General features: G+C 36.5%; 25 protein-coding genes. 14 read left to right on the top strand and 11 right to left on the bottom strand.

The genetic code is table 11. The annotated features are described in order from the left end of the window. Positions 1-144 precede the first annotated feature (144 nt). From Q4503_RS00650 to Q4503_RS00635, 4 genes are all read left to right on the top strand, one after another. Positions 145-1,344 (top strand): NAD(P)/FAD-dependent oxidoreductase, encoded by a 1,200-nt coding sequence (locus Q4503_RS00650; RefSeq protein ID WP_303601234.1) that lies wholly within the window; start codon positions 145-147, stop codon positions 1,342-1,344. A gap of 32 nt (positions 1,345-1,376) precedes the next feature. Beyond that, positions 1,377-1,742 (top strand): MliC family protein, encoded by a 366-nt coding sequence (locus Q4503_RS00645; RefSeq protein WP_303601111.1) that lies wholly within the window; start codon positions 1,377-1,379, stop codon positions 1,740-1,742. Between the two features lie 395 nt (positions 1,743-2,137). Then, on the top strand, positions 2,138-5,467 hold the full coding sequence (locus Q4503_RS00640) for an MHYT domain-containing protein (RefSeq protein ID WP_303601110.1): 3,330 nt from the start codon (positions 2,138-2,140) through the stop codon (positions 5,465-5,467). A gap of 21 nt (positions 5,468-5,488) precedes the next feature. Next, on the top strand, positions 5,489-6,472 hold the full coding sequence (locus Q4503_RS00635) for a two-component system response regulator (RefSeq protein WP_215971733.1): 984 nt from the start codon (positions 5,489-5,491) through the stop codon (positions 6,470-6,472). A 3-nt stretch (positions 6,473-6,475) separates the two neighbouring features. Here the strand turns inward: Q4503_RS00635 and Q4503_RS00630 are convergent, their stop codons facing one another. After that, positions 6,476-7,042, bottom strand: a complete 567-nt coding sequence (locus Q4503_RS00630; protein WP_303601109.1) for a TetR/AcrR family transcriptional regulator — start codon at positions 7,040-7,042, stop codon at positions 6,476-6,478. Between the two features lie 173 nt (positions 7,043-7,215). Here Q4503_RS00630 and Q4503_RS00625 point away from each other — a divergent pair, with 173 nt between their 5' ends. Further along, positions 7,216-7,686, top strand: a complete 471-nt coding sequence (locus Q4503_RS00625) for a nuclear transport factor 2 family protein (RefSeq protein ID WP_303601108.1) — start codon at positions 7,216-7,218, stop codon at positions 7,684-7,686. Between the two features lie 67 nt (positions 7,687-7,753). On the opposite strand, the gene Q4503_RS00620 is transcribed toward Q4503_RS00625, so the two are convergent. Next, positions 7,754-7,984, bottom strand: a complete 231-nt coding sequence (locus Q4503_RS00620) for a glutaredoxin family protein (protein ID WP_215971730.1) — start codon at positions 7,982-7,984, stop codon at positions 7,754-7,756. 178 nt (positions 7,985-8,162) lie between these two features. On the opposite strand from Q4503_RS00620, the gene Q4503_RS00615 reads away from it, so the two are divergent. Both Q4503_RS00615 and Q4503_RS00610 read left to right on the top strand, forming a co-directional pair. Next, positions 8,163-8,870 (top strand): AraC family transcriptional regulator, encoded by a 708-nt coding sequence (locus Q4503_RS00615; protein ID WP_215971729.1) that lies wholly within the window; start codon positions 8,163-8,165, stop codon positions 8,868-8,870. Between the two features lie 101 nt (positions 8,871-8,971). Continuing rightward, positions 8,972-9,898: a DMT family transporter gene (locus Q4503_RS00610; RefSeq protein WP_215971728.1), complete on the top strand. Its 927-nt coding sequence runs from the start codon at positions 8,972-8,974 to the stop codon at positions 9,896-9,898. A 92-nt stretch (positions 9,899-9,990) separates the two neighbouring features. Here Q4503_RS00610 and Q4503_RS00605 read toward each other — a convergent pair whose 3' ends face one another. The 3 genes from Q4503_RS00605 to Q4503_RS00595 form a co-directional block, all read right to left on the bottom strand. Then, positions 9,991-10,539: a hypothetical protein gene (locus tag Q4503_RS00605; protein WP_303601107.1), complete on the bottom strand. Its 549-nt coding sequence runs from the start codon at positions 10,537-10,539 to the stop codon at positions 9,991-9,993. A gap of 109 nt (positions 10,540-10,648) precedes the next feature. Next, positions 10,649-12,235: a YHYH protein gene (locus Q4503_RS00600; protein ID WP_303601106.1), complete on the bottom strand. Its 1,587-nt coding sequence runs from the start codon at positions 12,233-12,235 to the stop codon at positions 10,649-10,651. A 117-nt stretch (positions 12,236-12,352) separates the two neighbouring features. Further along, entirely contained in the window at positions 12,353-13,243 is an 891-nt protein-coding gene (locus Q4503_RS00595; RefSeq protein WP_303601105.1) for a LysR family transcriptional regulator, read from the bottom strand. A gap of 127 nt (positions 13,244-13,370) precedes the next feature. Here Q4503_RS00595 and Q4503_RS00590 point away from each other — a divergent pair, with 127 nt between their 5' ends. From Q4503_RS00590 to Q4503_RS00580, 3 genes are all read left to right on the top strand, one after another. Next, on the top strand, positions 13,371-14,357 hold the full coding sequence (locus tag Q4503_RS00590) for a zinc-dependent alcohol dehydrogenase family protein (RefSeq protein ID WP_303601104.1): 987 nt from the start codon (positions 13,371-13,373) through the stop codon (positions 14,355-14,357). Between the two features lie 180 nt (positions 14,358-14,537). Beyond that, entirely contained in the window at positions 14,538-15,506 is a 969-nt protein-coding gene (locus Q4503_RS00585; RefSeq protein WP_303601103.1) for an LLM class oxidoreductase, read from the top strand. A 36-nt stretch (positions 15,507-15,542) separates the two neighbouring features. Continuing rightward, a complete protein-coding gene (locus tag Q4503_RS00580; RefSeq protein WP_303601102.1) occupies positions 15,543-16,346 on the top strand; it encodes an SDR family NAD(P)-dependent oxidoreductase in 804 nt (267 codons plus the stop codon). A gap of 107 nt (positions 16,347-16,453) precedes the next feature. On the opposite strand, the gene Q4503_RS00575 is transcribed toward Q4503_RS00580, so the two are convergent. The 3 genes from Q4503_RS00575 to Q4503_RS00565 all read right to left on the bottom strand — a co-directional run bounded on the left by Q4503_RS00575 (position 16,454) and on the right by Q4503_RS00565 (position 18,195). Next, positions 16,454-16,795 (bottom strand): RNA-binding S4 domain-containing protein, encoded by a 342-nt coding sequence (locus Q4503_RS00575; RefSeq protein WP_303601101.1) that lies wholly within the window; start codon positions 16,793-16,795, stop codon positions 16,454-16,456. Positions 16,796-17,025: 230 nt separating this feature from the next. Next, the gene (locus Q4503_RS00570) at positions 17,026-17,718 is read right to left on the bottom strand and encodes a cupin domain-containing protein (RefSeq protein WP_303601100.1); all 693 of its coding nucleotides are present in this window, start codon (positions 17,716-17,718) and stop codon (positions 17,026-17,028) included. A 108-nt stretch (positions 17,719-17,826) separates the two neighbouring features. Beyond that, positions 17,827-18,195, bottom strand: a complete 369-nt coding sequence (locus Q4503_RS00565) for a VOC family protein (RefSeq protein ID WP_215971720.1) — start codon at positions 18,193-18,195, stop codon at positions 17,827-17,829. A gap of 477 nt (positions 18,196-18,672) precedes the next feature. Between Q4503_RS00565 and Q4503_RS00560 the strand changes: the two genes are divergently transcribed. Then, positions 18,673-19,191 (top strand): TetR/AcrR family transcriptional regulator, encoded by a 519-nt coding sequence (locus tag Q4503_RS00560; RefSeq protein WP_303601099.1) that lies wholly within the window; start codon positions 18,673-18,675, stop codon positions 19,189-19,191. 94 nt (positions 19,192-19,285) lie between these two features. Here Q4503_RS00560 and Q4503_RS00555 read toward each other — a convergent pair whose 3' ends face one another. Continuing rightward, positions 19,286-19,561: a hypothetical protein gene (locus Q4503_RS00555; RefSeq protein ID WP_303601098.1), complete on the bottom strand. Its 276-nt coding sequence runs from the start codon at positions 19,559-19,561 to the stop codon at positions 19,286-19,288. 290 nt (positions 19,562-19,851) lie between these two features. Between Q4503_RS00555 and Q4503_RS00550 the strand changes: the two genes are divergently transcribed. The 3 genes from Q4503_RS00550 (at position 19,852) to Q4503_RS00540 (ending at position 23,763) form a co-directional block, all read left to right on the top strand. Next, positions 19,852-20,646 carry a helix-turn-helix transcriptional regulator gene (locus Q4503_RS00550; protein WP_303601097.1) on the top strand — a complete coding sequence of 265 codons (795 nt, stop codon included), beginning with the start codon at positions 19,852-19,854 and terminating at the stop codon, positions 20,644-20,646. Positions 20,647-20,748: 102 nt separating this feature from the next. Then, entirely contained in the window at positions 20,749-22,008 is a 1,260-nt protein-coding gene (tyrS, locus tag Q4503_RS00545) for a tyrosine--tRNA ligase (protein ID WP_303601096.1), read from the top strand. Between the two features lie 192 nt (positions 22,009-22,200). Continuing rightward, positions 22,201-23,763, top strand: a complete 1,563-nt coding sequence (locus Q4503_RS00540) for a DNA cytosine methyltransferase (protein WP_303601095.1) — start codon at positions 22,201-22,203, stop codon at positions 23,761-23,763. Here the strand turns inward: Q4503_RS00540 and Q4503_RS00535 are convergent. Further along, entirely contained in the window at positions 23,760-25,643 is a 1,884-nt protein-coding gene (locus tag Q4503_RS00535; RefSeq protein WP_303601094.1) for an AIPR family protein, read from the bottom strand. The two genes, Q4503_RS00540 and Q4503_RS00535, sit on opposite strands and share 4 nt — an antisense overlap. After that, entirely contained in the window at positions 25,644-26,612 is a 969-nt protein-coding gene (locus Q4503_RS00530) for a PD-(D/E)XK motif protein (RefSeq protein WP_303601093.1), read from the bottom strand. It lies immediately after the preceding gene. Positions 26,613-26,615 lie beyond the last annotated feature (3 nt).

The following is a 26,615-nucleotide window of genomic DNA, read 5'->3' as shown; positions in this document are numbered from 1 at the left end:
AACTTTTTCCAAACTTCGTCATTATCTATTAATTTATCACCAATGAACTGGCGACACAAGAACAGCCCAGACTGGCATTTCTATGTTATTATCGCCCTTCCTCATCGTAATATATCCCCTAAGATAACAAGTTTAACAATGACTATAATCCATACTGATGTTTTAATTATTGGCGCTGGTGCAGCTGGCTTAATGTGTGCAGCTAGCGCGGGCTATCGTGGTCGCAGTGTAACCGTCGTTGATATGGGAAAAAAAGCTGGCCGTAAGATTTTAATCAGCGGCGGTGGCCGTTGTAATTTTACCAATCAAAATACAACACCAAGCAATTATATATGCCAAAATCCTCATTTTGTTAAATCAGCTTTAAGCCGTTATAGTGCTGATGATTTTATTGAGTTAGTCGATCGTCATGGCGTTAACTATCATCATAAAACCTTAGGACAACTTTTTTGTGATGATAGCGCTCAAGACATTGTTAACGTATTGCTGACAGAATGCGAATGGGCAGGCGTTACTCTAAATTTACGTACTGAAGTGCTTGCTGTTAGTCAAAATGACGATAAAACCTTTACAGTAAAAACGACAGATAAAGTCTACCAATGCCAATCTTTAGTTGTGGCTTCGGGCGGTTTAACAATGCCAAAACTAGGGGCTTCACCCATTGGCTACAAAATTGCCGAACAGTTTGGTTTAAACGTATTACCCACTACAGCAGCCTTGGTACCATTTACCTTACATGACCACGATAAAAAACGCTTTGATGGCTTATCAGGCATCAGTATTGACTGTAACGTTTCCAGCGAAGATGGCACCAGTTTTAGAGAAAACATTCTATTCACACACCGCGGTTTATCTGGCCCTGCAATATTACAAATTTCATCCTTTTGGCGGGCAGGCCAAGCCATTACAATTGATTTACTGCCCAACCAACAACTAACAGATACCATTAACGATTGGCGTGAACACCAAGCGCAAAAATCTGTTAAGAACTTACTGTCAACCATCCTGCCTAAACGCTTCGTAGAAGTAATAATGCAAGACGATATCTGCGCCACAATAATTACTGACAAAGCCATAAACCAACTCAGTCATGCTGATATTAACGCGCTAAGTAAGTACTTGCATCACTGGCAAATAAAACCGAATGGCACGGAAGGTTATCGAACAGCAGAAGTTACCTTAGGCGGTGTGAACACTGATGAACTCTCGTCAAAAACCTTTGAAGCAAAGCATTGCGCCGGCTTATTTTTTATTGGTGAAGTCATTGATGTCACTGGATTCTTAGGTGGCTATAACTTCCAATTTTGTTGGGCTAGTGGTGTAGCTTGCGGACAAGCTGTTTAAGTGAATATGCAATAATAAAAATGAACAAAACCATGAAACAAAAATTTATCATTACCACTCTCATTTTTTTGCTTTGTGCATGTACAGTAAAGACCCCTAGCCTACCTAAGGATATAGCAGCTAAGCCCTATCTTTTTCATTGTAAAAATAAAAGTGTGATAAAAGTGCTTTATGCAAAAGACGGGACTGAAGCGACGCTAGACATTAACTTCCCTGAGCTTAAAATTGATAAAAAAGCATTACATTTTTACCAAGCAGTATCTGCCTCTGGCGCTCGCTATATTAATAAATCGAACAACAACATCACCTACGAATGGCATACCAAAGCTGACTACGGGCACATCAGTATGCTTTCAGGCGCCAACAAAAAGCTTAGTATTTCATGTCAATTACAATAAGCGAGCCTGAGAATAAATAGAATATTTAATATAGCGACAATAAATCCTATACTAAAACTTATATGTCTCAATTATTAACTAATTAAAAATCAACACTATAGACACATATAGCTAATTGCTCATTTTTTATTACCTAAAGAGCTAAAGAAGTCTTACCACCTGCCGATACTTACTTCTTACGAGTAAGCGCTTTCACAATTTCATGCCAAAAAACTTGCAAAAAGCGTACAAAAAAACCATTATTTAAATAACAGTATCGAAATCATCATATTCCAATGATATAACCTTGTTAGTTATAGGTCAGTGCCATTTAAAATTGCCACTTTATTAACGACAATGAATTCTTGGTAATCTAGAGATATCTCTGTATTTTTCCCTAGTTGAGTTAAACATATATGCCAAACCAAATTACTGAGCTCTTTCTATATGACGATTACAATCTTTTTGTTACCACGTCGTTTAATCCATGGCTAGTTATTCTATCTGTGTCTATCGCTATTATTGCCTCCTTTATGGGGTTTCAAGTGGCTGCACAAGCAGCCAATGCCAACCCACGTCGAAAACATTTTTCATTATTCATTGGTAGCTTTGCCTTAGGTGCGGGTATTTGGTCAATGCACTTTATTGGTATGCTAGCAGTAGAGCTCTGTACCACGGTTTCCTATCAATTTAACCTGACTGTTTTATCCCTCATTCCAGCCATTGCCGCCTCATGGATAGCACTGAATATTATTATTCATGATGAAGTAAAATTTCAGCAGTTAGCTTTAGGTGGTGTATTAGTGGGTTCCGGTATTGGAACCATGCACTATGTTGGTATGGCGGCAATGGAAATGGCGCCATTATTACGCTACAACTTCACTATATTTGCTATCTCTATTTTAGTTGCAGTAGCGCTAGCAACTCTAGCTTTATGGGTTAGGTTTGGCTTAAAAAGCACTAAAATTCACTGGTTAAATAATTACATAAAAACCATCATTTCAAGCTTCGTTATGGGCGCTGCAATTTCGAGTATGCATTATACTGGTATGGCTGCAGCTCGCTTTGTTTTACCGCCTGGTTTTGAACTTTCTAAACAAACTAGCGAGGTATCTATCTACCTTGCAATGATAATCACTGCAATTACCTTAACTATCATTTTCTCAGTGCTCGCAGCAAATTTAATCATGCGATACAAAGACCAAACACTCATTGCAGCCAATAATGAACGTCGCCTAATTGCGACAATGGATACCGCCATTGACGGCATTATTACAATCGATGAAAAAGGCATAATTATTAGCGTCAACAATGCGGTATCAACCTTGTTAGGTTGGTCTAGAGAAGAAATGATAGGACAAAATGTAAAAATGGTTGTGCCTATGCCTGATCAAGCTCATCACGATAGTTATATTGATAATTATATAAAAACACGTGAGAAAAAAATTATTGGCTCAGGACGAGAAGTTGAAGCACTAACCAAAAGTGGTAGTCTTATTCCTATGCGCCTTGGCATTGGGCATGTCGAACTGAACAATCAACACATGTTCGTAGCCTTTATTTCCGACTTACGTGAACGCAAATCGATGGAAAATAAATTACGTCAAGAAGAAGCTAAATTACGCTCATTAGTATCGAACATTCCTGGTGTTGTCTATCGTAATAAAGATGATATTCACTGGCCAAGCCTTTTTATTAATGACGAAATAGAAAACTTGCTAGGTTACCCCGCACAAGATTTTTTACTACCTGAGCCTAAGTGCCGTGTGGGCGATTTTGTACACCCTGATGATATGAAGATCATTGAAGATACTAACTTATATCACCCTGAAGGATTCCAAGTTGAAATCAGAGTTATTGACCGATATAAAAAAGAAAAATGGGTCTTAGCTTATGGCCGAACCATCACAGACGAAATAACTAACGACGTGTATTTTGACGGCTTCATCATGGATATTACCGAACGTAAAATGATGGAATCAGCCCTTGTTGCCTCGAAAGAAAAAGCTGAACAAGCAGCCGCAACACGTTCGGCATTCCTAGCCAACATGAGTCATGAAATTCGCACCCCCATGAACGCCATTATAGGCTTCAGTGATATTTTGTTAGATGAAGAGCTTGAACAAAGTCATCGTAAGCACCTAAATACCATCAATCAGTCAGCGAAATCACTATTACATATTCTCAATGATGTGCTCGATAGCGCTAAATTAGACAAAGGTAAATTTCAATTAGAATATAGAGACTTTTCATTAGTAGAAGAAGTAGATTCTGTCGTATCAACATTATGGTTACAAGCACAAAATAAAGGCTTGGCTATTAACCTAAATATCGACAAAACTGCGCAACGTTTTTACAACGGTGTACCAGATAGAATAAGACAAGTGTTAACTAATCTTGTCGGTAACTCAATTAAGTTTACTGAACAAGGCAGCATTACTATTGATATCCACAATACCAAGCCCGATACGCTACATTTTTCAATCACAGATACAGGTATTGGTATGACACCGCCACAGTTAGCAACAATCTTTGATGCCTTTGCTCAAGCAGATGAATCAATGAGTCGTCGCTTTGGTGGTACAGGTTTAGGAACAACAATCAGTAAACAACTTGTCGAATTAATGGGTGGTACCATTTCAGCACAAAGTGAGGAAGGTCAAGGGTCAACCTTTGAGTTTAGTATTCCAATTAAAGTAGTTAAAGCTTCAGCTAAAAAACAAGTTGTTCAAGCACATGCTGAATTACCACCACTTAGCATATTGGTAGTTGATGATATTGAGCAGAATATAGACCTATTAAGCTTAGTGCTAAAACGTCACCATCATACTGTATCTGTTGCGCGTAATGGCGAACAAGCACTATTGAAAATGGAAAACGACTGTTTTGATGTAGTGCTAATGGATATACAAATGCCTGTCATGGACGGACTAACAGCCTCGATAAAACGACGTGAATTTGAGCAAGCAAATGATTTACCAAAACTCCCAATTATTGCCTTAACTGCCAGTGTATTACCGCAAGATAAAAGATCGGCGGTAGCAGCAGGTATGAATGGTTTTGCCAACAAACCAATCGATGTAAATCAGCTTATCAGCGAAATAGCACGTACGCTCGACTCAGAAAACATAATGCCTGAACCAGCCGTTGTTATTCCTACTGAGCAGTTGAGAGTTGATTTAGATAAAGGCATTGCTTTATGGGGCAATAAAACTACCCTATTTAATGAAATAATACGTTTCCTTCAGCAATCGGAAGAAGATATTGCAGCACTAACACTACTACGTAATAACAGCGATTGGCCGGCACTAAAAGCGATTGCTCACAAGTACAAAGGAGTTACCGGTAACTTAGCCCTTAATCGGTTAATGACCATGTTTAGTGACTTAGAACAAGCAAGTCTACATGAATTAACTGAGGAATCGGCTACAGCAACAGACGCTATTCAGCTTGAAATTAATTCATTAATTGACTGTTCTAATAAAATGGGGACAGCAAATAATGCAATAACCGATTCAGGTGGTGAAGAAGTTTCCCTGCAAGAACTTTACACAATGCTATTGCAACTTGAACAACATGTACAACACAATGAGTTTGACGAGAGCTTACTAGAAGCATTAGAAAGCATGTCTTCAACCCACTCAAAAGAAATAAAAGACATAATTTCAGCCTGCAATGACTTTGATTTTGAAGTCGCTGCTAATCGAATCAGCGTATTAAGCGATACCTTGAAGTCGGCCATTTAAATTATTTTACAGAGAAAGAACATGGAATTATGCAAACAAAATGTATTAGTGGTAGACGACGAACCCACTAATTTAAAAGTATTAAATAATATTCTTAGTGATACTTATAAGCTTACTTTCGCTAAAAGTGGCGAAGAGGCTTTACGTTTAATTAAAAAAGACAAACCCGATTTAATTTTACTCGACGTTATGATGCCAGGAATGACCGGTTATGAAGTCTGTGAAACCCTTAAAGGTGATCCTTCATATAAATCAATTCCTATCATTTTTGTGACGGCATTAAACGACACTGAAGACGAAGCAAAAGGCCTTAACCTAGGTGCTGTAGACTACATTGCCAAACCCGTTAGCCCGCCTGTCGTAAGAGCACGCGTAAAAACACACTTATCACTAGTTGATGCAGAAGAGCTAAAGCGCACCAGACTACAAGTAATACAACGTTTAGGCCGTGCATCCGAATACAAAGATAACGAAACTGGCATGCATGTTATGCGCATGAGCCATTACTCAAGAATAATAGCCCTCGCTTACGGTTATACAGAAAAAGAAGCAGACAATTTATTTCATGCCGCGCCAATGCACGACATTGGTAAGATTGGCATTCCAGATAGCATCATGCTTAAACCGGGTAAGCTTACCGAAGAAGAATTTGAAATAATGAAAAAGCATCCTGAAATTGGCGCTGAAATTTTAGGTGAATCAGATTCTGATCTAATTGAACTCGCTAAAATAGTCTCAATGACTCATCACGAAAAGTGGGATGGTACTGGTTATCCCAATCAATTAAAAGGCACAGATATCCCACGTTCTGGCCGTATTGTTGCCTTAGCTGATGTATTTGACGCGTTAACTAGCGTTCGTCCATACAAAGAGGCTTGGTCAGTAGAAAAAGCGGTCGAATTTATTCAAGCGCAAAAGGGCAAACACTTTGACCCTGAATTGGTCGACTTATTTATACAGCAATTAGATAAAGTTATTGAAATAAAGCAGCGCTGGAAAGATTAACCCTTAAAAAACTAACGCGAGCGCCTTTGCTTTTAAAGCAGATTGTTTGTCTCCCATTACATGTGCGCAATTAATACAACCCTCTTTGAGTAACAATAATAACCCTACCAGCGAATTAAGCTGATTCTTATCGGGTATTAATGGTTCAAGTTGTTGTTCAAAAAAATGCTTAATATGTGTTTTGTGCTGCAAACATAATTTTTTGATTTCATTATGATGGTCGCTATATTCTGCTGCAGAATTTACAAAAAAACAGCCACTGAATGACCCTAACTCCACTGATTTATCATTAATCCACTCATCTAACGCATCAAATACTTGTTCAATAAAAACCGCAGTTGAGCTGTTATCGTTACACTTTTGGATAAACCATGTCATAAAGCTGTGATCTCGCTCAGCAATACAAGCCTGAATTAACGCTTCTTTACTGGTAAAGTGATGATATAAGGTTTTTTTAGCAACACCTGATTCTACCAAAATTTCATTAATTCCTACCGCATGAATACCTTTTTTATAAAATAACTTTAACGCAGTATTTACTAGTTGTTGACGCTTATCTATTTGTTTCATTTTAGATTCTTACTGTGAATGAAGTAGTTAACTAATTAACTTAGTGATAAATAAAATATTGCACAAGTATACAGACTTGTCTACTATGACTCAACTAGGTAGACAAGTCTGTGTACTTCGCGGCATTGTTTATTGGGTTATTAAAGCAAATTAAATCAATCATTGGAGTTAGTATGGAAAATACACGCCCACCTTTACCACCATTTACAGCAAAAAGCGCCGTAGAAAAAGTAAGAGCTGCAGAAAATGGTTGGAACAATAAAGATCCACAAAAAGTATCTTTGGCTTATACCGTAAACAGTCAATGGAGAAACCGTTCAAGTTTTGTTAATGGCAGAGATGAAATTGTCGAGTTTTTAACTGAAAAATGGCAAAAAGAAATAGACTATAAATTAATTAAAGAGCTTTGGGCTTTTACCGAAAACCGTATTGCCGTTCGTTACGCTTATGAGTATAAAAATTCGGAAGGTCAATGGTTTCGTGCATATGGCAATGAAAACTGGGAATTTGATGAATTTGGCTTAATGAAAAATCGTTATGCTTGTATTAACGATTTAGCTATTGAAGAAAAAGATCGTTTATTTACCTGGCAAGGTAAAATTCGCCCAGATGATTTTCCTAGTTTGACTGAGCTAGGGCTATAACTAATAAGCTTAAAGAGTAATCAATAACTATATTCGTATTGATTACTCAATTATCTAATATTGCGTATTAACCAGCACCATAAATTTTCTTAAAATTTGCTAAATTCCAACCAATCATTACTTCATTGCCAATTTTTAGTGCCGGAACAGAGCGAGCACCAATAGCATCAAGCTCTTTTCTACCACGTTGCATTTTTGCATTGGTCAATCGGTATTTAATGCCATTATCATCTAAATACTTTTTCGCTTCACGACAATGAGGACATTTATCTGAAATATATAAAACAACGCGTTTCATCGCTAACCTTTACCGAGCTATTAAAGACTCACTATTTTACTGAAGTCTCAACAAAAAACAAAAATGAATTAACTGAACCATCAATTATAGATAAAAACTAATCCTTCCCTTTATTATCTATTACTCTACTATGTATAACTGCAATAAGGATAAAATAGACCGTACATTATTTACTATTATGAAAAACTTATTATCCATTCGTTCGTACAGTACAAAACCAACCCTGCATTCACATTCTTTTCATCAATTGGTTTTACCTTTACGGGGCGTGATAAACATATCTGTAGGTAACTTCAGTGGTAAAGTTGCACCCAGTGAGTGTGTCGTAGTTAAAGCCAACGAAGAACACTTGTTCACAGCCGATAGTGAAGCTCGATTTGTAGTCGTAGACATGGAAAGCCTCCCGTTTAATATTTCATCTTCACAATGCCTGGTTTTTACAATTAATACATCGCTTAGAAGTTACTTAACTTTTATTGAAAACCAACTAGAAAACACAGTTAATGCCCAACTAGAGCAGGCAATGTTCGAATTATTTAGTTTACTACTGGCAGAACAAGCGTTATTGCCAAAAGTAGACAATCGCATTGGTATGGCAATATCCTTTATAGAAAATAATATTGCTGATCACCTTAAAATAAAGCGTTTGGCCGAATCAGCTTTTCTAAGTGAGACACAGTTTAAAAAAATATTTAAGCAACAAACAGGTATGAGCGTAATGAAGTATGTAACAAAACTTCGGATGGAAAAAGCCCAAGCTTTACTTACCCACACAGATTACCCATTACACATTATTGGTGAAAAGATCGGTTATAAAGAGCCCTCAACATTTAGCCGGAAATTTTCACAATACTTTGGCTTATCGCCTACCAAATTCAAAAAGTAAACTTAGTCTGAATTGTTAACTATTGCGTCTTAATTGTTAAAAATAACCTTCATAATTAGCATACTATTTCTGTCTTGAAGTTATTATCTACAGGTTTCATTATGGACATTCATCACGAAAATTTTACGGGTGTTATTGCGATTATTATTGCTAGTTTTCTTTGGGGAACAACAGGTATTGCAGCAAGCTATTCACCCAATGTAAGTGCTTTAGCTATTGGTGCATTCTCAATGGGGATAGGTGGTGTACTGCTTGTTGTCAGCGCGCGCAAAAAGTTACTTATTGACTATAAACTTATGCTTAAGCAACCTAGCGTATTACTTTTTGGTGCCGCTGCTGTTGCTATCTATCCGTTAGCATTTTATACCTCTATGCGTTTGTCGGGTGTTGCTATTGGCACGGTTGTTTCTATCGCTACAGCCCCTTTTTTTGCCGCCATCCTTGAATGTATAATTAGTAAAAAAAGCATATCATTTCAATGGATGTGTAGCTTTTTCATTGGCGCTATAGGTATTACGTTATTAACTTTAGGCACAGAGCAACACCATAATGCTACTTACAGTCTTCAGCAGCAGAGTGTAGGTATTCTTTTAGGTTGTATTGCAGGATTGGCTTATGCAAGTTATTCATGGGCAGCAAAGCGCTTAATTGAAAGAGGTATTCATTCACAATCGTCAATGTCAGGGTTGTTTGGTTGTGCGGCGCTACTGTTACTCCCTTCATTATGGTTTACCGGTGATAACTTATTTTCAAGCACAACTAATGCTATGGTATCGTTGTATATAGCGGTAATTCCAATGTTTTTAGGCTACCTACTGTTCGGTTTTGGCTTGAATTTCATTGAGGCAAGTAAAGCGACACTAATAACATTAATTGAACCCTTGGTCGCCACTGTACTCGCCATTTTCATTATTGGTGAAAGGTTTAATGTAATTGGCTGGCTAGGTTTTGTGTTAGTCTCATTATGCTTATTGATGCAAACTATAAAGCCTAAAGCGGTATCCCAACCGATGACTCACACTATATAAAATGTTCTTTAGCTCTATCGCAATAGCAATACATAACGACAGTGAATCAATAACCACTTTGTGCCTATTGAAGGAGATTTATCTTAGTAAAATTAATCGTCACCTTTTACCGGAAAGCTTTCAAATTTATGTTTAACCTTCTCAGGTGCATTACTGTCAATATAAAGTGTCGAGACAATTTTTTTATCCTGAGCTGTCCAATACATATGACCATGATTGTTCAATGTTACCGATACTGTATTTATCCCTTCTTTAAAGTGTTCATCAGGTAAATGCACATCTAATCCATATACACGCTGAATTTTTATGCCGTTTATATATAAATGCGCATGACCTTCAACAAAACCGCTTTGTTTATCGATAGATACAGACATAAGATCTGCCATACTAGAAACGCCATTTGGTGGCGGTGTTAAATGATAGCGTTGTATTTTAAGGTGTAGGTTATAGCCCGACATTGCATCTTTATTTAATACCAAACTTAATGCTGGCTCTTTTACATTGGTTGGCACCGCAATAGGTAAATGCGAATGATCCATTTGCATCGGTTTAGTTTGTTCATTACTTACCGACTGCGCTTTGCTTTCACCTATGCTAGCAGCCAATATCATTACTAAAATAACAAAATAATTTTTCATCATAACTTGGATAACTTCACCTAAAATTTAAACATACTATATCAATACAGTTACAAAATAAGATTAACGCAGCGGCATTACCCCTACGTTAATTTTTGACTTCAAGAAGGAATTATCCGTTTGGAGGACCGCCACCCGGAGGACCACCACCTGCAGCAGAAGTACCACACTGACTTATAGAATTAGAGGCAAGTTCGCCTTTAAAGTCGGGCCCTATCGTATAAGGATAAGCTGGTATTAATGTACCGTCTGCATCTTGTGTTAACGTAATATGATAGTGATAACCTTTACCATCGTTAGTATCGTGACCATTATGCTTATCTAACTGAGCGCCTGTGACTGTTTCGTTAGCATAATAGTAATCTTCATAAAAATAACCATCGTCTGCTGCTAAAACGTTACCAGATAAAGTCGTTACACTCTCACCAATAGCTGGGCCATTTGCTACCGTTTCAACACCTTGAGAAATATCAGCCGGATCAACTAAAATACAGCTTCTTTCACCTTCAGTACTACAACCACCTTCACTTGCATCTAAACCGTAATCACGAATTTTCCACCCACTAACCGCTAAAGTATTCGCACTTTCATATGGTCCATAAAGTGGATAACCGTCAGCAGCAAAACCATAAATTGGAGAATGCGCATCGCTGCTATCACCTACTAAGGTAGCTAAACAACTAGTATAAAAATGATGATGATAATCACCTTGTGCCGCATGACCACCACAAATATCAACATCGTACTGCTCTGCAACAGGTGCTAGGCTATACCAAACGTTATTGCCTTCGCTCATGCCATCGCCCCAGTTATAAATACTGGTACCATTAACCATCAAACCAATTTTACCTAAACCGGTTTCACACGCTTCTTCAGTTTCATCTATTACTGTTGGCTCTGCAGGGAAGTAAGCTTGAGTTGTTTGTTCAGTAGGACAGCCTGGACCTGGAGGCCAATAACCATCTCCACCTGTATCTAAACAGTTTTCAGTACTACTGTTGTAACCAATGTCTTCACCAAAGGTAACTACTTGTCCAGCTACGGCTGAAGTACTGCCAGAGCTAAAATCGGTAGCAGCTTTAGGACGTTGATTAAGTTGTTCTACAATAGATTCGGTGATCGTTACGTCGTACTTAGGAATACCCGTTGTTTCAACATACGCATATTCAACATCCACACTATCTTCAACTACCGTAACCATTTCAGCAACTTGTACGTTTACTAAAACACTGCCTGAGGTTGAAGAAATTTTTTCCGAGCTGAGTTCATTATTAATTATCCAACTTGATAAACTTGGTACAGTAGTTGTGGTTTGCGGATTAACAGTAATTTCAATACTATCAGATACAACCGCATTAGTGCCGTCATCTACTGTTAATTCAAAGGTAAGTACTTCTTGGCTTTCAAGCTCAGGAGCTGTAAAAGTAATAGTAGTACTATCAACCTGGTTTATCGTAACAGTAGTGCCAGCGGTTTGGCTCCAAGTGGCAACAATTTCGTCATCATCTGAAATCGATGCGGTAATAGTCACTTCTTGCGCTGATGTAACCGTTTGATCGGCTCCAGCATTTACGACAGGCACTTCATTAATAATTTCCACTGGTGCAGTTGAATCATCCGAATCACTTGAATCACTACCACCACAGGCGGTTAATCCCAACATAGGAATTAACGCCAACATCAACATTGATTTTTTCATACAAAATTTATTTATAAAGGTAATTTAAAAGAAGTCTAACCATAAAATGTGCAAACAATGTGGAAATAAGAAAAAATTATGATCGGTCATTAAATTTAACAATTTAATGCAAATAATTTAGTCCCAATAAGGGTTATCGCCAAAATAGTCCGCAAAATAATCGATAAAAGCTCTAACTTTTGGAGCAAGCAACCTAGAGCTAGGATAAACAGCCCAAATTGCTGTATCAGTCGCAATGGGATATTTATCAAGTATTTGAACAAGTTCTCCGCTTTGTAGATGTTTATAAACACTCCATTTAGAACTAATGGTAAGACCTAAACCATTAACACAAGCATCTCGAACAGCTTCACCATTATCGGTTCTTAATACGCCTTTCACTTTAATGTTCACTTGTCCCTTGGGTGTATGAAACGCCCAATCGTCTAGGCCTATTAATGTAATACATTGATGAAAATTTAAATCTTGCGGAGATTTTGGCTCTCCATTTTTGGCTAAATACTCAGGTGATGAACATAATATTCTAGTGTCGGGTGCAAGTTTTTTAGCAATTAAACTCGAATCTTTTAATGCAGAATTACGAATGGCAATATCGAAGCCACCTTCAACCAAATCCACTATGGTATCGGAGAGTTTTAAATCCACATGTAAATCGGGATATAAGGTTAGAAACTGTGTTAGCGCCGGCAGTATATGCATTCGCCCAAAAGAGGCGGGCGCTGCAACACGTAATGTGCCTCGGGGAAATGCGTTACCCGCACCAACTGAAGCGCGCGCGGCTTCAATACTAGCGATCACATCTTCTGCATGTGGCAAAAAAGCTCTCCCTTCTTCAGTAAGTGATACTTTGCGGGTGGTTCGATGAATTAATCTAACCCCTAATTCTGCTTCTAGTTTATTAATATGTGCACTAGCAACGGCTGGAGATAACCGTAACTCACTGCCAGCTAGACTAATATTATGAGTCGCGGCAATTCTAATAAAAAGTTTAAGATGTTCAATATTCATTATTATCAACAAAAACTATAAAGTGATTCTTTATTTAAGCCTATTATCAAAACAATTAATAGTAAATATACTGACTTCATTAAATGACATCTATTAGTTAACGACTTAATCAAAAAAGGTAAATCTCATGAAAGCAATGATCATAAAAAGTTTTGGTGGCTCAGAAGTGTTTGAAGTAGCAGACATCGCAAAACCTGACGTTAAAGCAGGCCATGTTCTCGTTAATATTAAAGCAAGCAGTGTAAATACAGTAGATACTATGATTCGTCAAATGGGCGATGATTTACCTCTTTCTCCGCCATTACCTGCAGTATTAGGAATGGACTTTGCCGGTATCGTTGCAGAAGTAGGCGCAGGTGTTACTCAATTTTCAGTTGGGGATGAAGTTTATGGCTGCGCTGGTGGATTAGCCGATTTACCTGGCACATTGGCAGAATACATCGTTGCTGATGCCAACTTAATCGCTAGAAAAGCAAAAAATTTAACTATGCGTGAAGCGGCTGCAATTCCTTTGGTAGGTATTACTGCCTACGAAGGATTAACCCGTGCCAATACAAGTAAGGGTCAAAATGTCTTAGTACATGGTGGCTCAGGTGGTGTTGGCCATATTGCTGTTCAACTTGCTAACTATATGGGCGCTAATGTTTTTGCTACCGGTGGTGGTGATAAACAACTCGCTTTAATTGAAACGCTTGGCGCAAAAGGTATTAATTACAAAAACGAAACAGTTGAAGAGTACGTTGCTAAACATACCGACGGCCATGGGTTTGATGTGGTTTTTGACTCTGTTGGTGGCGAAAACATGACTAATTCATTTAACGCAGCCTCGTTAAACGGTCATGTTGCTTCAACGGTTGCTATGGTGGAATTAGATTTAAGTGTTGCGCATTTTAAAGGACTTTCATTACATGTAGTATTTATGTTGATCCCTATGTTGCACAACTATAAACGTGAAAACCATGCTCAAGTTCTTAACGCATTAACCAGAATAGCTGAAACTGGCGCGTTACGCCCAGTGTTAGATGAGCAAACGTTCAGTTTAGAAGAAGTAGGTAAAGCACACGATCGCCTTTCAAGTGGTCAAGGCATGGGTAAAGTCGTCGTAGACGTTTAAGAAATTATTCACCTTAAAGCGCGTACTAAAAGGCTCTATTAGTAATCATTTCCTTGTAGCAAGCATTGGTACTTAGCCTAAGTTGTTTTTGGGCAGAATTAAGTAGGTTACTCTTTTAATTCTGCCCCATATTCTTAAGTGAAACTGGCAGAAATAAAATGAACACAAGTGGAGTTTGAAATGCACACCTCGTTAGAACAAGTTGATTTTGACTCGATTAATCGAGGTTACAATCGTATTTTCAAACCTAATCGGTTAAGTATTGGTTTAGTTATTCCTATAGAAAATTACGCTGATAATTCTGTACCGACCATGGAAGATCATATTGAACGTGTACAACTCGCTGAAAACTTAGGTTTTGCATCAATATGGTTGCGAGATGTGCCTTTTGATGTGCCTTCATTTGGTGATGCCGGACAAATATTCGACCCTTTTGTTTATTTAGGATTGTTATCCGGTATAACGAAAAACATTACCCTTGGCGTATCAAGTATTGTATTACCGACAAGGCATCCAGCCCATGTTGCTAAGGCAGCGGCAAGTGCCGATGTTTTATCTAAAGGGCGATTAGTTTTAGGCGTTGCCTCTGGTGATAGACCCGAAGAATACCCTGCATTGAATGAATCATATGACGATCGCAGCATTCGTTTTCGAGAAAGTTTTTCTTATATAAAAAGAATGTGGCAAGACAAGCCAGCCTTTAATAATCACTATGGCCAGCTTGACGGCAACATTAATATGTTACCTAAACCCGTTTCCAACAAGCTTCCTTTAATTGTTACGGGAAGTAGCCAACAAAACATCAGTTGGATTGCTGAGAATAGTAATGCTTGGATGACTTACCCAAGGAAACTTGACGACCAAACTCATGTGATTAATCATTTTCAACACAAGGTAAAAGAAGCTGGTAGAGCGGTTCAACCCATTATGCAGCCACTTTATATTGATTTAGTTGATGATCCAGACTTTCCCCCAACGCCTATTCACCTAGGCTTTAGGATTGGAACTCGCCATCTTATTAATTATTTAAGCTCGTTAGAAAGTATTGGCGTAAATCACGTTGCACTGAACTTACTATTTAATCAATTGAATATTCCGGCAACATTAAAACGTATTGCAGATGAAATATTACCCAATTTTTCTGCTTAATTTATGACTTAACTTTACTATTTTAAGGGCAACAACATGAAAAAAGTAATTCTAATCACAGGTGCCACCGACGGTATTGGCCTAGAAACAGCAAAGCTTTTAGCGGCGGCTGGTCATGATTTATTAATACATGGCCGTAGTATTGCAAAGTTAAACACTATTAAAAAACTATTATCGGCAATACCCAATGCAGGAAGCATCAACAGTTACTTAGCTGATTTATCTGCTTTTTCTGATGTTAAAAAATTGATAGTAGATATTAAAAATGAACATAAAAACCTTGATGTACTCATTAATAATGCAGGTGTGTTTAAAGCTAGTAATACAACAACACCCGAAGGATTAGATGTTCGATTTGTTGTTAATACTATTTCTCCCTATAGCCTTGCTCAAGCGCTTTTATCCTTACTTGGCAATTCAGGACGAATTATTAACCTTTCTTCTGCTGCCCAATCACCTGTAAACATTGAAGCATTACTTGGCAAGGCCGAACTAAGTGACATGGAAGCTTATGCCCAAAGCAAGTTAGCCATTACTATGTGGAGTAAAGTGCTTGCCGACAAACTTAATGGCGAAGGGCCAACAGTTATTGCCGTTAATCCTGGATCTTTACTTGCCTCAAAAATGGTAAAAGAAGGGTTTGGTTTTGAAGGCCATGATTTAAGTATTGGCGCTAAAATATTAGTACGTATGGCACTAGAAGACGGTATTGCTAAACATACCGGTGAGTATTTTGATAACGACATTGGACAGTTTTCTCAACCACACCCAGATGGGTTAAATCCAAAAAAATCGGCAGCCGTTATTGAAGCGATAGAAACCATTATAAACCTAAACTAACAATAATTAGTGCTATCTTTAACAGTGTGCTTGAGGCAATTTCTATCACTTTACCTAATTATCTATAAGATAATAGGTTTTACGAATGTAATATTTTAGCGTACTAATTACGGGGTAGTATTAGTTTCAGATGAAAGAGCCCGTGCTTTACTTTTAGCTCTTTTTTTTCTTTGCTCTTTTTTACTCGCTAATACTACGGTATTTATAAACTCGGCTGATTTCTTGGCGGGGTTATAAGCAATTTCAATAATATTACCGTTATATTCGATAATATCGCCATGACGAATCTTTTTACGCTTTTGAACAACAACATTATTATTTACTAAAACATTACCTTCACTGATCATGGTTTTAGCTTCGCCACCACCACCAACCATATTGGCTATTTTAAGGAGTTTAAAAAGTTCTATCGGTTCAACACAAATGTCGAAAATTGGGTGTTCAGACATGAAATACGCCTAATGGTTCTAAAAAATAAGATTATTACTATTCTAGCACGCATTGCATAAAACTTATATTAACGATACTTTTATGCTGAACAAGAATATCCGGTAAATAACGAATGTTAGAATACGCCAAAACGTTAGTTACCAAGGGTAAAAACTAAATATCAAAACAATTTTTAAATGATTACTAACGGACAGATTTACTTAAAATTTATCGTAAAACACCTGTTAAATTAAGCGCTTTGCACACGCATAATTTGATTTTCAATATCAATTAAATGACCGGTTTTAAGCCAAACTTTTGCACCTTTTTTACCCGCTTTAGCGTGAATTTCACTATGTACAGGAACACGTAGCCAGCTATGCTTTGTTAACGTATCTTTTTGCTCATTTAATGAGCCTGACAATACCAGTAATTCAGCGCCCTTTGCTACATTCAGTGTTATTTCAGCACCCGGGTCAAAATGTAATAAGCTCACTTCTTCAATAGGGTCTTTATACAAAGGAGTAACATGTATTCCCTTAAAATCTGCATGGGGAACACTGCCCATAAAATCTGTTTGCAAGCATACATGCGTTCTATCATTAGGCTGAAACTGCCATAACTTTACCAATATAACGCAACCCGTTGCTGAACTTGGCTGATGTTTAGATTGCGGTGGGTTTCTAATATAAGAGCCAGCAGGAAAACTGCCATGTTCGTCTTGAAATATACCCTCAAGCACAATAAATTCTTCACCCCCCGTGTGTACATGAGGTGAAAATTCACTACCGGGCGCATACCGTACTATGGTTGTCGCACGAGCAACTTCAGCGCCTACTCTATCAAGGGGCCTTCTATGCACACCCGGCATAGGTGATTCAATCCATTCAAGCGAGTCGCTATGCACAACAACACGTTGACTAAAATCTGCAGCAATTTTCATTTTTAGTTCCTCAATTTAATTAACCTAACTTAACCTAAGCTCAACTTAGTTAATAAAAACAAAAGGTCGATAAACATCGACCTTTGCTGTGTATTTCACTATTGACGATTAAGTCATATGGAAGAAACAAAGTTTATTTCCATCTAAATCATAAACATATGAACCATAGAAGAAATCAAAACGTTGTCCAGGTTCACCAGCATCAGTAGCGCCTAATTCAATTGCTTTATTATAAAGCGCTTTTGCACCTTCAATAGAGCCACCAGGAATAGCAACTTGCTGTCCATTACCACAACTTTGTTCTTCATTATTGTGAGGAATACATACCGCTAACATTGCACCGCCAGCTTCTGTTCCATAAAATTTAATTCTATCCATTTCCATTACTCTTTTACCGCCAACTAGCTCAAGTAAAGCATCGTAAAAAGAAACAGCTTTGTCTAGGTCTTTTGAACCAATAGTAGTATATCCAATCATTGTTAATACCTTCATTTTATAAGTTAAATGAGTAAACATATTTGTAAGTTGTTAGTGGAATAGCCTTATAAATACATTTTGCTTCGAACGAGGGAATACTATCTACCTACTAGTAGGTAGTCAATGATTTATTTTCATTAATTATTAATAGAATATTAGTAATGCCAACAAACAAAAATATAAAACATTGATTTATAAAGCTGTTTTCATAATGGCACAAGTTAAATAATGATTATATTTTCAAGATTTAAGTTTAAATAAACTATTCATTAGGTAGATAAAATTGACATGCTCATAAAAAACACTCACCATCCAATAAAACTACCACCTGATAGGTTAATGGTTTTCTCAAGTGAATTAAGCGAGTGTTATGAAATATGATAAAAGTGCTATTGATGCGTGCTTTACAATGGATACCGCTCTTGTAATGGGCTATCTACTGTTAGATAATTGCCGTCCAGTCATAGGAAGATGATCATGAGTAAAAAAGAAGAGCTCTTAAAAATCGCTGAAAATAAAGTACGCCAAGGCGGTTACAACAATTTTAGTTTTAGAGAAATTGCCAATGAAGTAGGCATTAAGAGTGCCAGTGTGCACTATCACTTCCCAACAAAAGCTGATTTAGGCGCAGAGCTAGCACATCAATATACCAACGCTTTTTTAGCAGCATTAGGTGATGTTGACGACATTAAAGCACGAGGCGAAAACCCTATTGATATTTACACTCAAATTTTCAAAGGTGCTTTATTAACTGATGACAAAATGTGTTTATGTGGATTATTAGGTGCTCAAAACGAAAGCTTGCCAGAAAAAGTGCAAGTTGAAGTAAAACGCTTCTTTGATAAAAACTTAACTTGGTTACATGCTGCACATACCGCCAATGGCGAAGCTAACCCCGCTCATGCTGCAATAACCACAGTAAGTTTACTTGAGGGTGCAATGATGATTAGCAAAGCCCTAAACGACCATAGCTACTTTACACTTGCGACTCAATAATTGGGCATACTGAACTCGATTCAGGATCTCAATCGTTATGCTATTACCCTTGAAGATTCCGTATTAAGAACCTTATTGTTACTAAATTATCAGGTTAAACATTACCGTTATTGTCATTAGGCGGTTCACCGCTTTCATCCTCATTTTGTACTTCTTCCTGCTTTATTCTTTCCAGTTTTTTGATTTCTTGGGCTGGAATTGGAAAAATAGATATTAGCGGGAAAATAGCAAGAAATACAAAGGCTCCTTTGGGCATCCTCTTACTCCAAATCACTAATCTATACATTCCTCGAAATATCAATAAAAGAAAAACAATGACCAAGCAGTAATAAACAATGCTATCTATATCAATTGTATTTAGTAAGTCCATCTGCTCTCCTAATCGGTAATCTAAAATATATGGGGAGATTATTAAGAATATTCAAGTAGTTGTTACACGTTTGTAAACATATCAATCAACAAGCAAGCACCTAAGCCAATTGTTCCTTGTCCTTTTCAGTGACTTGCTATATTTCAACACGCTATACGTATAAAATTGTTCACTTAATTAATGAAGCGGGTATTAAACTTATCAATATACTCAGATACGATACAATTACAGCACATAACACCCATACTGAAAGCTTGTTTACTACCCTTTGCTGCATACCAAGAGATTAAATGATGACGTTAGATTCAACAAAGATAGAATATGATCTATTAGCACAATGTATAACATCGCTTAATAGTGTGAATTTCTCACAACACCTAGTTGAATTTATTAATGCTTTTATCGACTATGATTGTCTGCTTATTCTTGGTTATCGACAGGGCAAACATCCCATCTACCTGTATGACTCTATTGATTCTAAACGAGAGTTACTTTTTCAGCGTTATTTAATAAATTCTTTTGTTTACGACCCGTTTTATATTGCTTTAACCCAAAATAATATTGAAGGCGTATATAGCTTACAAGACGTTATCTCAGATATTGGCGAATATAAAAACTACCAACAGGCGTTCTACCACGAAACCAATTGGCAAGATGAATTAGGCTTAACGGTGCGTATTGATGAAGCACGATGGGTTGTTATTTACTTTGGCTACACACAGACAGAAAAAAAATTTACCGAACAACAAAAGCAACAATTAAAAAATCGTTACCCGCTAATACAAGCGTTATGTCATCAGCATTGGTCACATGACACCTTTGTTTTAGGCAGCTCTAAACACAGCAATATCAGCCAAGCGATCAAGGAAGGAGTCGCTACTTTTGGTAAAGATCTACTAACGTTAAGAGAGCAAGAAATAACAGCGCTATTAGTACAAGGGTATGACTCTAAAGATGTTTCCGCGCATTTGTCGATAACCATTGGCACAGTAAAAAACCATCGAAAACGCATATATTCACAGCTCAACGTTGCTTCGTTAAGTGAATTATTTCAGTTGTTTTTAAATCATATCGCTCGCAATTAATTCTAGTCTCTATCCCTTTAGGGACATTGTTGAGATGTATTAACTTCTTTAACCTAGCTTTACTCATTACTTAAATAAAACAGTTAAAGCTAGAGTAAAAATATGACCACTCAACTATTGAACGATATATCCCAACGCGGTTTAATTTCTCAGATCAGCCAACAAGAAGAACTTGGTAACCTATTACAAACACCGCAAGTGGTTTATTGTGGCTTTGATCCAACAGCAGGAAGTTTGCATATTGGACACTTAGTGCCGTTGCTGATGCTAAAACGATTTCAAGATGCTGGCCATCAATGTATTGCCTTAATTGGTGGCGCAACGGGTTTAATAGGCGATCCAAGCTTTAAAGCCACAGAAAGGTCATTAAACACCAAGCAAACGGTTCAACAATGGGTTGATTCATTGTCTGCACAAATACAAGGAGTAATGACGGCACATTTAGCACAACCGCTAACCATTCAAAACAATGCCGATTGGATTGGCTCAATGAATATACTCGACTTCTTTCGTGATGTCGGTAAGCATTTCTCTGTTAACGCAATGATAAATAAAGAGTCGGTCAAACAACGATTGCTGCGTCCAGAGCAAGGGCTTTCGTTTACTGAATTTAGCTACTCATTACTACAATCTTTTGATTTTGCAGAGCTAAATAAACGTTTTGGCTGCTGTTTACAAATAGGCGGTAACGACCAATGGGGCAATATTGTCAGTGGTATTGATTTAACTCGTCGCCTTAATAAAACGAAAGTATACGGATTAACGCTGCCACTTATTACTAAAGCAGATGGCACCAAGTTTGGTAAAACCGAAGGTGGCGCAATCTGGCTTGACCCAAGCAAAACCTCACCTTATGCCTTTTACCAGTTTTGGTTAAACATCGACGATGCCGATGTATACCACTTCCTACGTTACTACACCTTCTTGTCTAATGAAGAGATTGATGAAATTCAACGTACCGATCAATTAAGTAAAGGCAAACCTAAGGCGCAGCAAATATTGGCCGAGCAACTCACGCATTTTGTGCATGGTGAAGTGGGTTTAAACAGTGCAATGCGTATCAGTTTGTCACTATTTAACGGTAACGTGCAGCAATTAAGCTTATCAGAGCTTACACAACTTGAACTAGACGGGTTAGACGTTATCACTGTCGATCACAATAGTGATATATGTGACGTATTAGTTACCGCTAAACTTGCTAATTCAAAGCGTATTGCCAGAGAGTTGATAAGCAATAATGCCATTAAAGTGAACGGTGAACGAATCGACCATGCAGAGGCATCGTTAGACTTTCCACTCTTTGACCGTTTTTGGATTATCCAACGCGGCAAAAAGCAATTTAAGCTGATCAAAAAGCAGTAATTTAGTAATTGTTAAAAATACTGGGGGTTAGGTTTCAACTAAGCTGATTCCAGTGGTTTTTATCCATCAGCTCATTCGTCATGCAAAAAAGACAAAGATATACAGATAATTTGTAGTCTTTGCAATATTTAATAGGATTCAATTAATTATTCCTGGTATCATATATGATTAAAAAACTTATCAATGAACTGAATGAATAAACCAATAAAGATAATTGACCTATTTTCTGGCCCAGGAGGTCTAGGTGAAGGCTTTACAGCATTAAAAGCCTCTGATGGTAGCTCTCCTTTCAAAATAGCTATTTCAGTAGAGAAAGAAAAAAGTGCTCATAGAACTTTGAAATTAAGAGCTTTTTTTCGTCAATTCAATGGTAATGCACCGAAAGAATATTATGATTTTTTGAAAGGTAAATTAGGTAAAACCCCTGAAGAGCAATTATATCAATTCACTAAGTTTTCATCTCAAGTTTCTGCTGCCGATAAAGAGGCTCAAAATTTAGAGCTTGGCAAAGATAATGAAATAATAAATAAAAATATAGTAGAAGCTATAGGTAATGATGAGTGTATTTTAATTGGCGGGCCACCGTGCCAAGCATATTCACTTGCTGGTAGTAGAAATAAAAAAAATTACGACCCTACTGCTGATCCTAGAAACTTTTTATACAAAGAATATTTAAAGGTAATTGCCCAATTTCAACCAGCACTGTTTGTTATGGAAAACGTGAAAGGAATGCTGTCAGCGAAGGTGAATGGCGAATCTATTTATGAAACCATCTTCAGTGATTTACATAACCCATGTGAATCAGTTGAAGCGATGCCAGTAGAAGGTCGAAGTAGAAATAATTACAAAATTTTATCATTAGAAGTTCCTATATCTGAAAGTGAAAAAGTTCAACCGAAAGACTTTGTTGTTTATAGTGAACTACATGGAATTCCACAAAGAAGACACCGAGTTATTTTGGTAGGGGTGAGAGAAGACTTGTATTCAAGTGATATTGATATTCAGCTTACCAAATATGACGAATTAGTCTCCATTGAAAATGTCTTAGCAGATTTACCACCATTAAGAAGTGGCTTATCAAAAATAACAAATACAGATATAAATTGGGTAGATAACATCCAAAAAGATGCAATAAAAACAATAAAATCACTACAAAAGAATAAGCAAGCTGAAATAGCAAGTGAAATAGAATTAACTTACAGAACAATAAAAGCGCCAAAAGATAAACAGGGGCAGGTATTTTCTTTAAAGCGTACTTCGAGTATTAACAATAAAGAGTTACAAAATTGGTTTTACGATAAAAAGTTAGGGACATATATAACGAATCATGAAACTAGAGGGCATTTAACGACTGATTTGCAAAGATATTTGTTTTGTAGTGTTTGGGGTGAATTAAGCGCCCGTTTAAATTGGGATGTAAGAAGCCCAAAATCTAAAGATTATCCTGAATATCTCATTCCTGATCATAAGAATTTTAAAACAGGAAAATTTGCAGACCGATTCAGAGTCCAACCATGGGATCTTCCTGCAACAACCATTACTTGCCACATATCCAAAGATGGTCATTATTATATTCACCCAGATCCTTTACAGTGTAGAAGTCTAACAGTTAGAGAAGCTGCTAGAATCCAAACATTTCCCGACAATTATTTTTTCGTAGGGAATAGAACAGAACAATATGTACAAGTTGGAAATGCTGTGCCTCCATTGTTAGCAAATAAAATAGCAAAAAAAGTATTTAAAATTTTAAGTTAGATAGTATATTTTTGAAAGATTGATAAAGTAACCTCGTTGTTCATCATCTTTTGTACTTCTTTACTGCTTTTAATAGAATCCCAAAGCTCTTCTTTTTTAGAATATTCATTGTAATCTTCACTAGCAGAATATTTTTTAATTAAATCATTCATCAATAACATTAGAGCTTTAAGGTACTCAGATAAATCAGAATCAACCCCTTCTTCTTTCCAAATTTTATCTAAATTGAAAGACTTATCAGTCGTCGAAGCGTCTGTATATATGTACAAAATTGATAATACATATGGAATCACAGCTGCTCTTAGTTGCCCTAACGAGTTTTTTCCTTGACCGTATATTTTTTCCATTTGCCTGAACAGGATGATTTTTGCGATTAGCTGTTCGTAAAACACTCGATCTATGTTAATGGTTCTATCATCATTACCTTCCGGATCGATCTTTTCAATAAAGTGTCTAAAAATCTTTTCACCTCCTTTTTTGACCAAATGCGGAGATGCCCCCCATGCAGAATAATATTTTGCCAGCTCCATATTTGTAAAACGATGTTCTTTTGGAAACTCATTCTTTAACCGATTGCCATTCGAGCCCGCATGCCTAACTTTTGTTAAAAACTCACCTTTTGCTCGTTCAAAAAACCATTTTTCTCCGCTTGGGGTTATGACACTATCACTAATCGTTTTTAACTTTCTTAACTGAGGACTTTTTGACCGTAAATCGACATTGGATACTCTTGATTGAGTGTTTGAAAATTTACTAATATTCGATATCAGTTCATCTAAGTCATTCTCATTTACATCTTTAGCGACATTAATTTTAGCCATAATTTTCACTTTACTAATGTCTAATCCCTCTTTTTGTGAAAAATAAATAGATGCCGTAGTTTGTCCGCCGTTTACTATTTGAAAATCGGTTAGAGAATCTAAATATAATGTCTTTTTATACGATGCTATCTTTGCACTCGTTGCAGTTATTGTTAACCCATTATTAAATGCTATAAATTGTTCAGGTTTGTCACGGATTGTTTCCTTTATACCTCTATTTACACCTTTAAATTGCAAAAAAGAACGGACATTTTTTTCTAACAAACGGCTACTATATTTTTTATATAAGCCAGAGATTACCTCTGCATCTAGCACACATAAATATGATTCAAAATTTTCCTCACTAGCAGCCTGTATTACTTCAATTTTACTATTCAAATCTCTACCAAAATCTATTGTTAATGGAGCTCTATTCCCTTTAGATTCAATAACATTAGCAATAAAGTTTAAATCAATAACTTTTCTTAAAATTAAAATTTCTTTTTTAATAATCTCATCGTTTTTTTCAAACTTTGTTTTTAAAAATTCATCATCAAAATGTATTTTTCGGGGTTGTACTGATTCACCTCTATTTGAAACAGTAGCAGTCAATGTTAGAAGAAAAATTTCGATAACATCAAACTGTTCAATTCCTTCATTAGAATTAAGCTTTGCAATGAGTGACTTAACTACACCATCTGAGTCCTGTACTTTATTATTTAAATCCCCTTTTATAGATAGGTTTAGAAACTTTGTTACCTTTTTAAATTGTTTATCATAATCAGCTCTCAGTGAAATGCATAAGTCATCTTCACTAATAGACTCATCTATAGATTCATCATTTATAATGAATAATTGAAGCCTTTCTTTTGAATCATTAACTGTGTATGCATTAACTTTTAAACTATCATAACCAGGGGAAAAGTATGAAGGTGTTACGTCTTCTGAATCGACTAATTTAGCATCAAGCATGTATGGCAGTAATTCAGCAAGAACGGGCTCCTGTCTGATAAATTCATCATCATCTTTAGATGCATCTAAGATATCCTGCCTGTATTTGAATAACTCACTCACTTCCATTTAAAACTCTCTTATTAAGATTACATAATTTGCTAAATTGGTTAAGTTAAGATCATACTTTACATTACTGATACTTTGAGAAAGTTCAGTTGTTGTAATTTTCGGGAAGCCTTCCTCTAAACAATCATAGTCGTGTATGTTTAATGGTTTGAAGCGGTAATTGTTATATTCTTGAATATTTTGGAGTGTTATGCCTTTTTGAAGCAACGCTTTTAAAATAATAGAAAAATCACCTAATCGATCAAATACCGTTTTCTTTATCTCAAGCACCAAATCCCTTAATGAGTAGCCACTCTCCATATCCTCACCAACAGAAACAACCGTAAGAGTTAGCTTCTTACCAAATTCAACTTCTAATTGATGTTCACTAGAAATTCTTACGGAAACCTTATTGATATCTTTTGTTTTAACTTCGATATGATTATCATCATAAATAAAATCATGTCCTTGATCATACGGCCCCCTCCAACCAAATAAAATATCATTAATAGTATAACGATCACTACCATATATAAGTTCTTTTAATACAAATAGTTCGCCCCAAACGCCCTTTATTATATCTTTTGATAATCTATCATTATTATCTAATGTAAAAAATAAAACCCATTGATAAAACGTTTGAATGAATACTTTTGAATATAGATCAACTTCTTTGATATCTTTTATAGAATTAAAAAGAGATATAATTAGATCATCAAATAAATTATTATACTCCTCATCAAGGAGTGTCATTATCAGGTAGTTAGTGTCAGGAAATAACTCTATAGTCACCTTCTCTTTTTTAACCGATTTAAAATTAACCTGATGATTTTTCGGTAAATTCAAAATTAAGCTATGACATCCTGTTTCATTGATACCAAGGTATATATCAGAAACACAATCGCTAGTAATCCTAATAGATTTATACCCTTTTATAGTTTTAACTGCAGTCAGCTGCCCCCATTTACCTTTCAATAATTCTGGATTCATTAA

Source organism: Colwellia sp. 6_MG-2023, from assembly GCF_030547765.1.
Lineage (GTDB): Bacteria > Pseudomonadota > Gammaproteobacteria > Enterobacterales > Alteromonadaceae > Colwellia.
The sequence above is the reverse complement of the archived record's forward strand: the minus strand, read 5'-3'. Positions and strand labels throughout refer to the sequence as shown.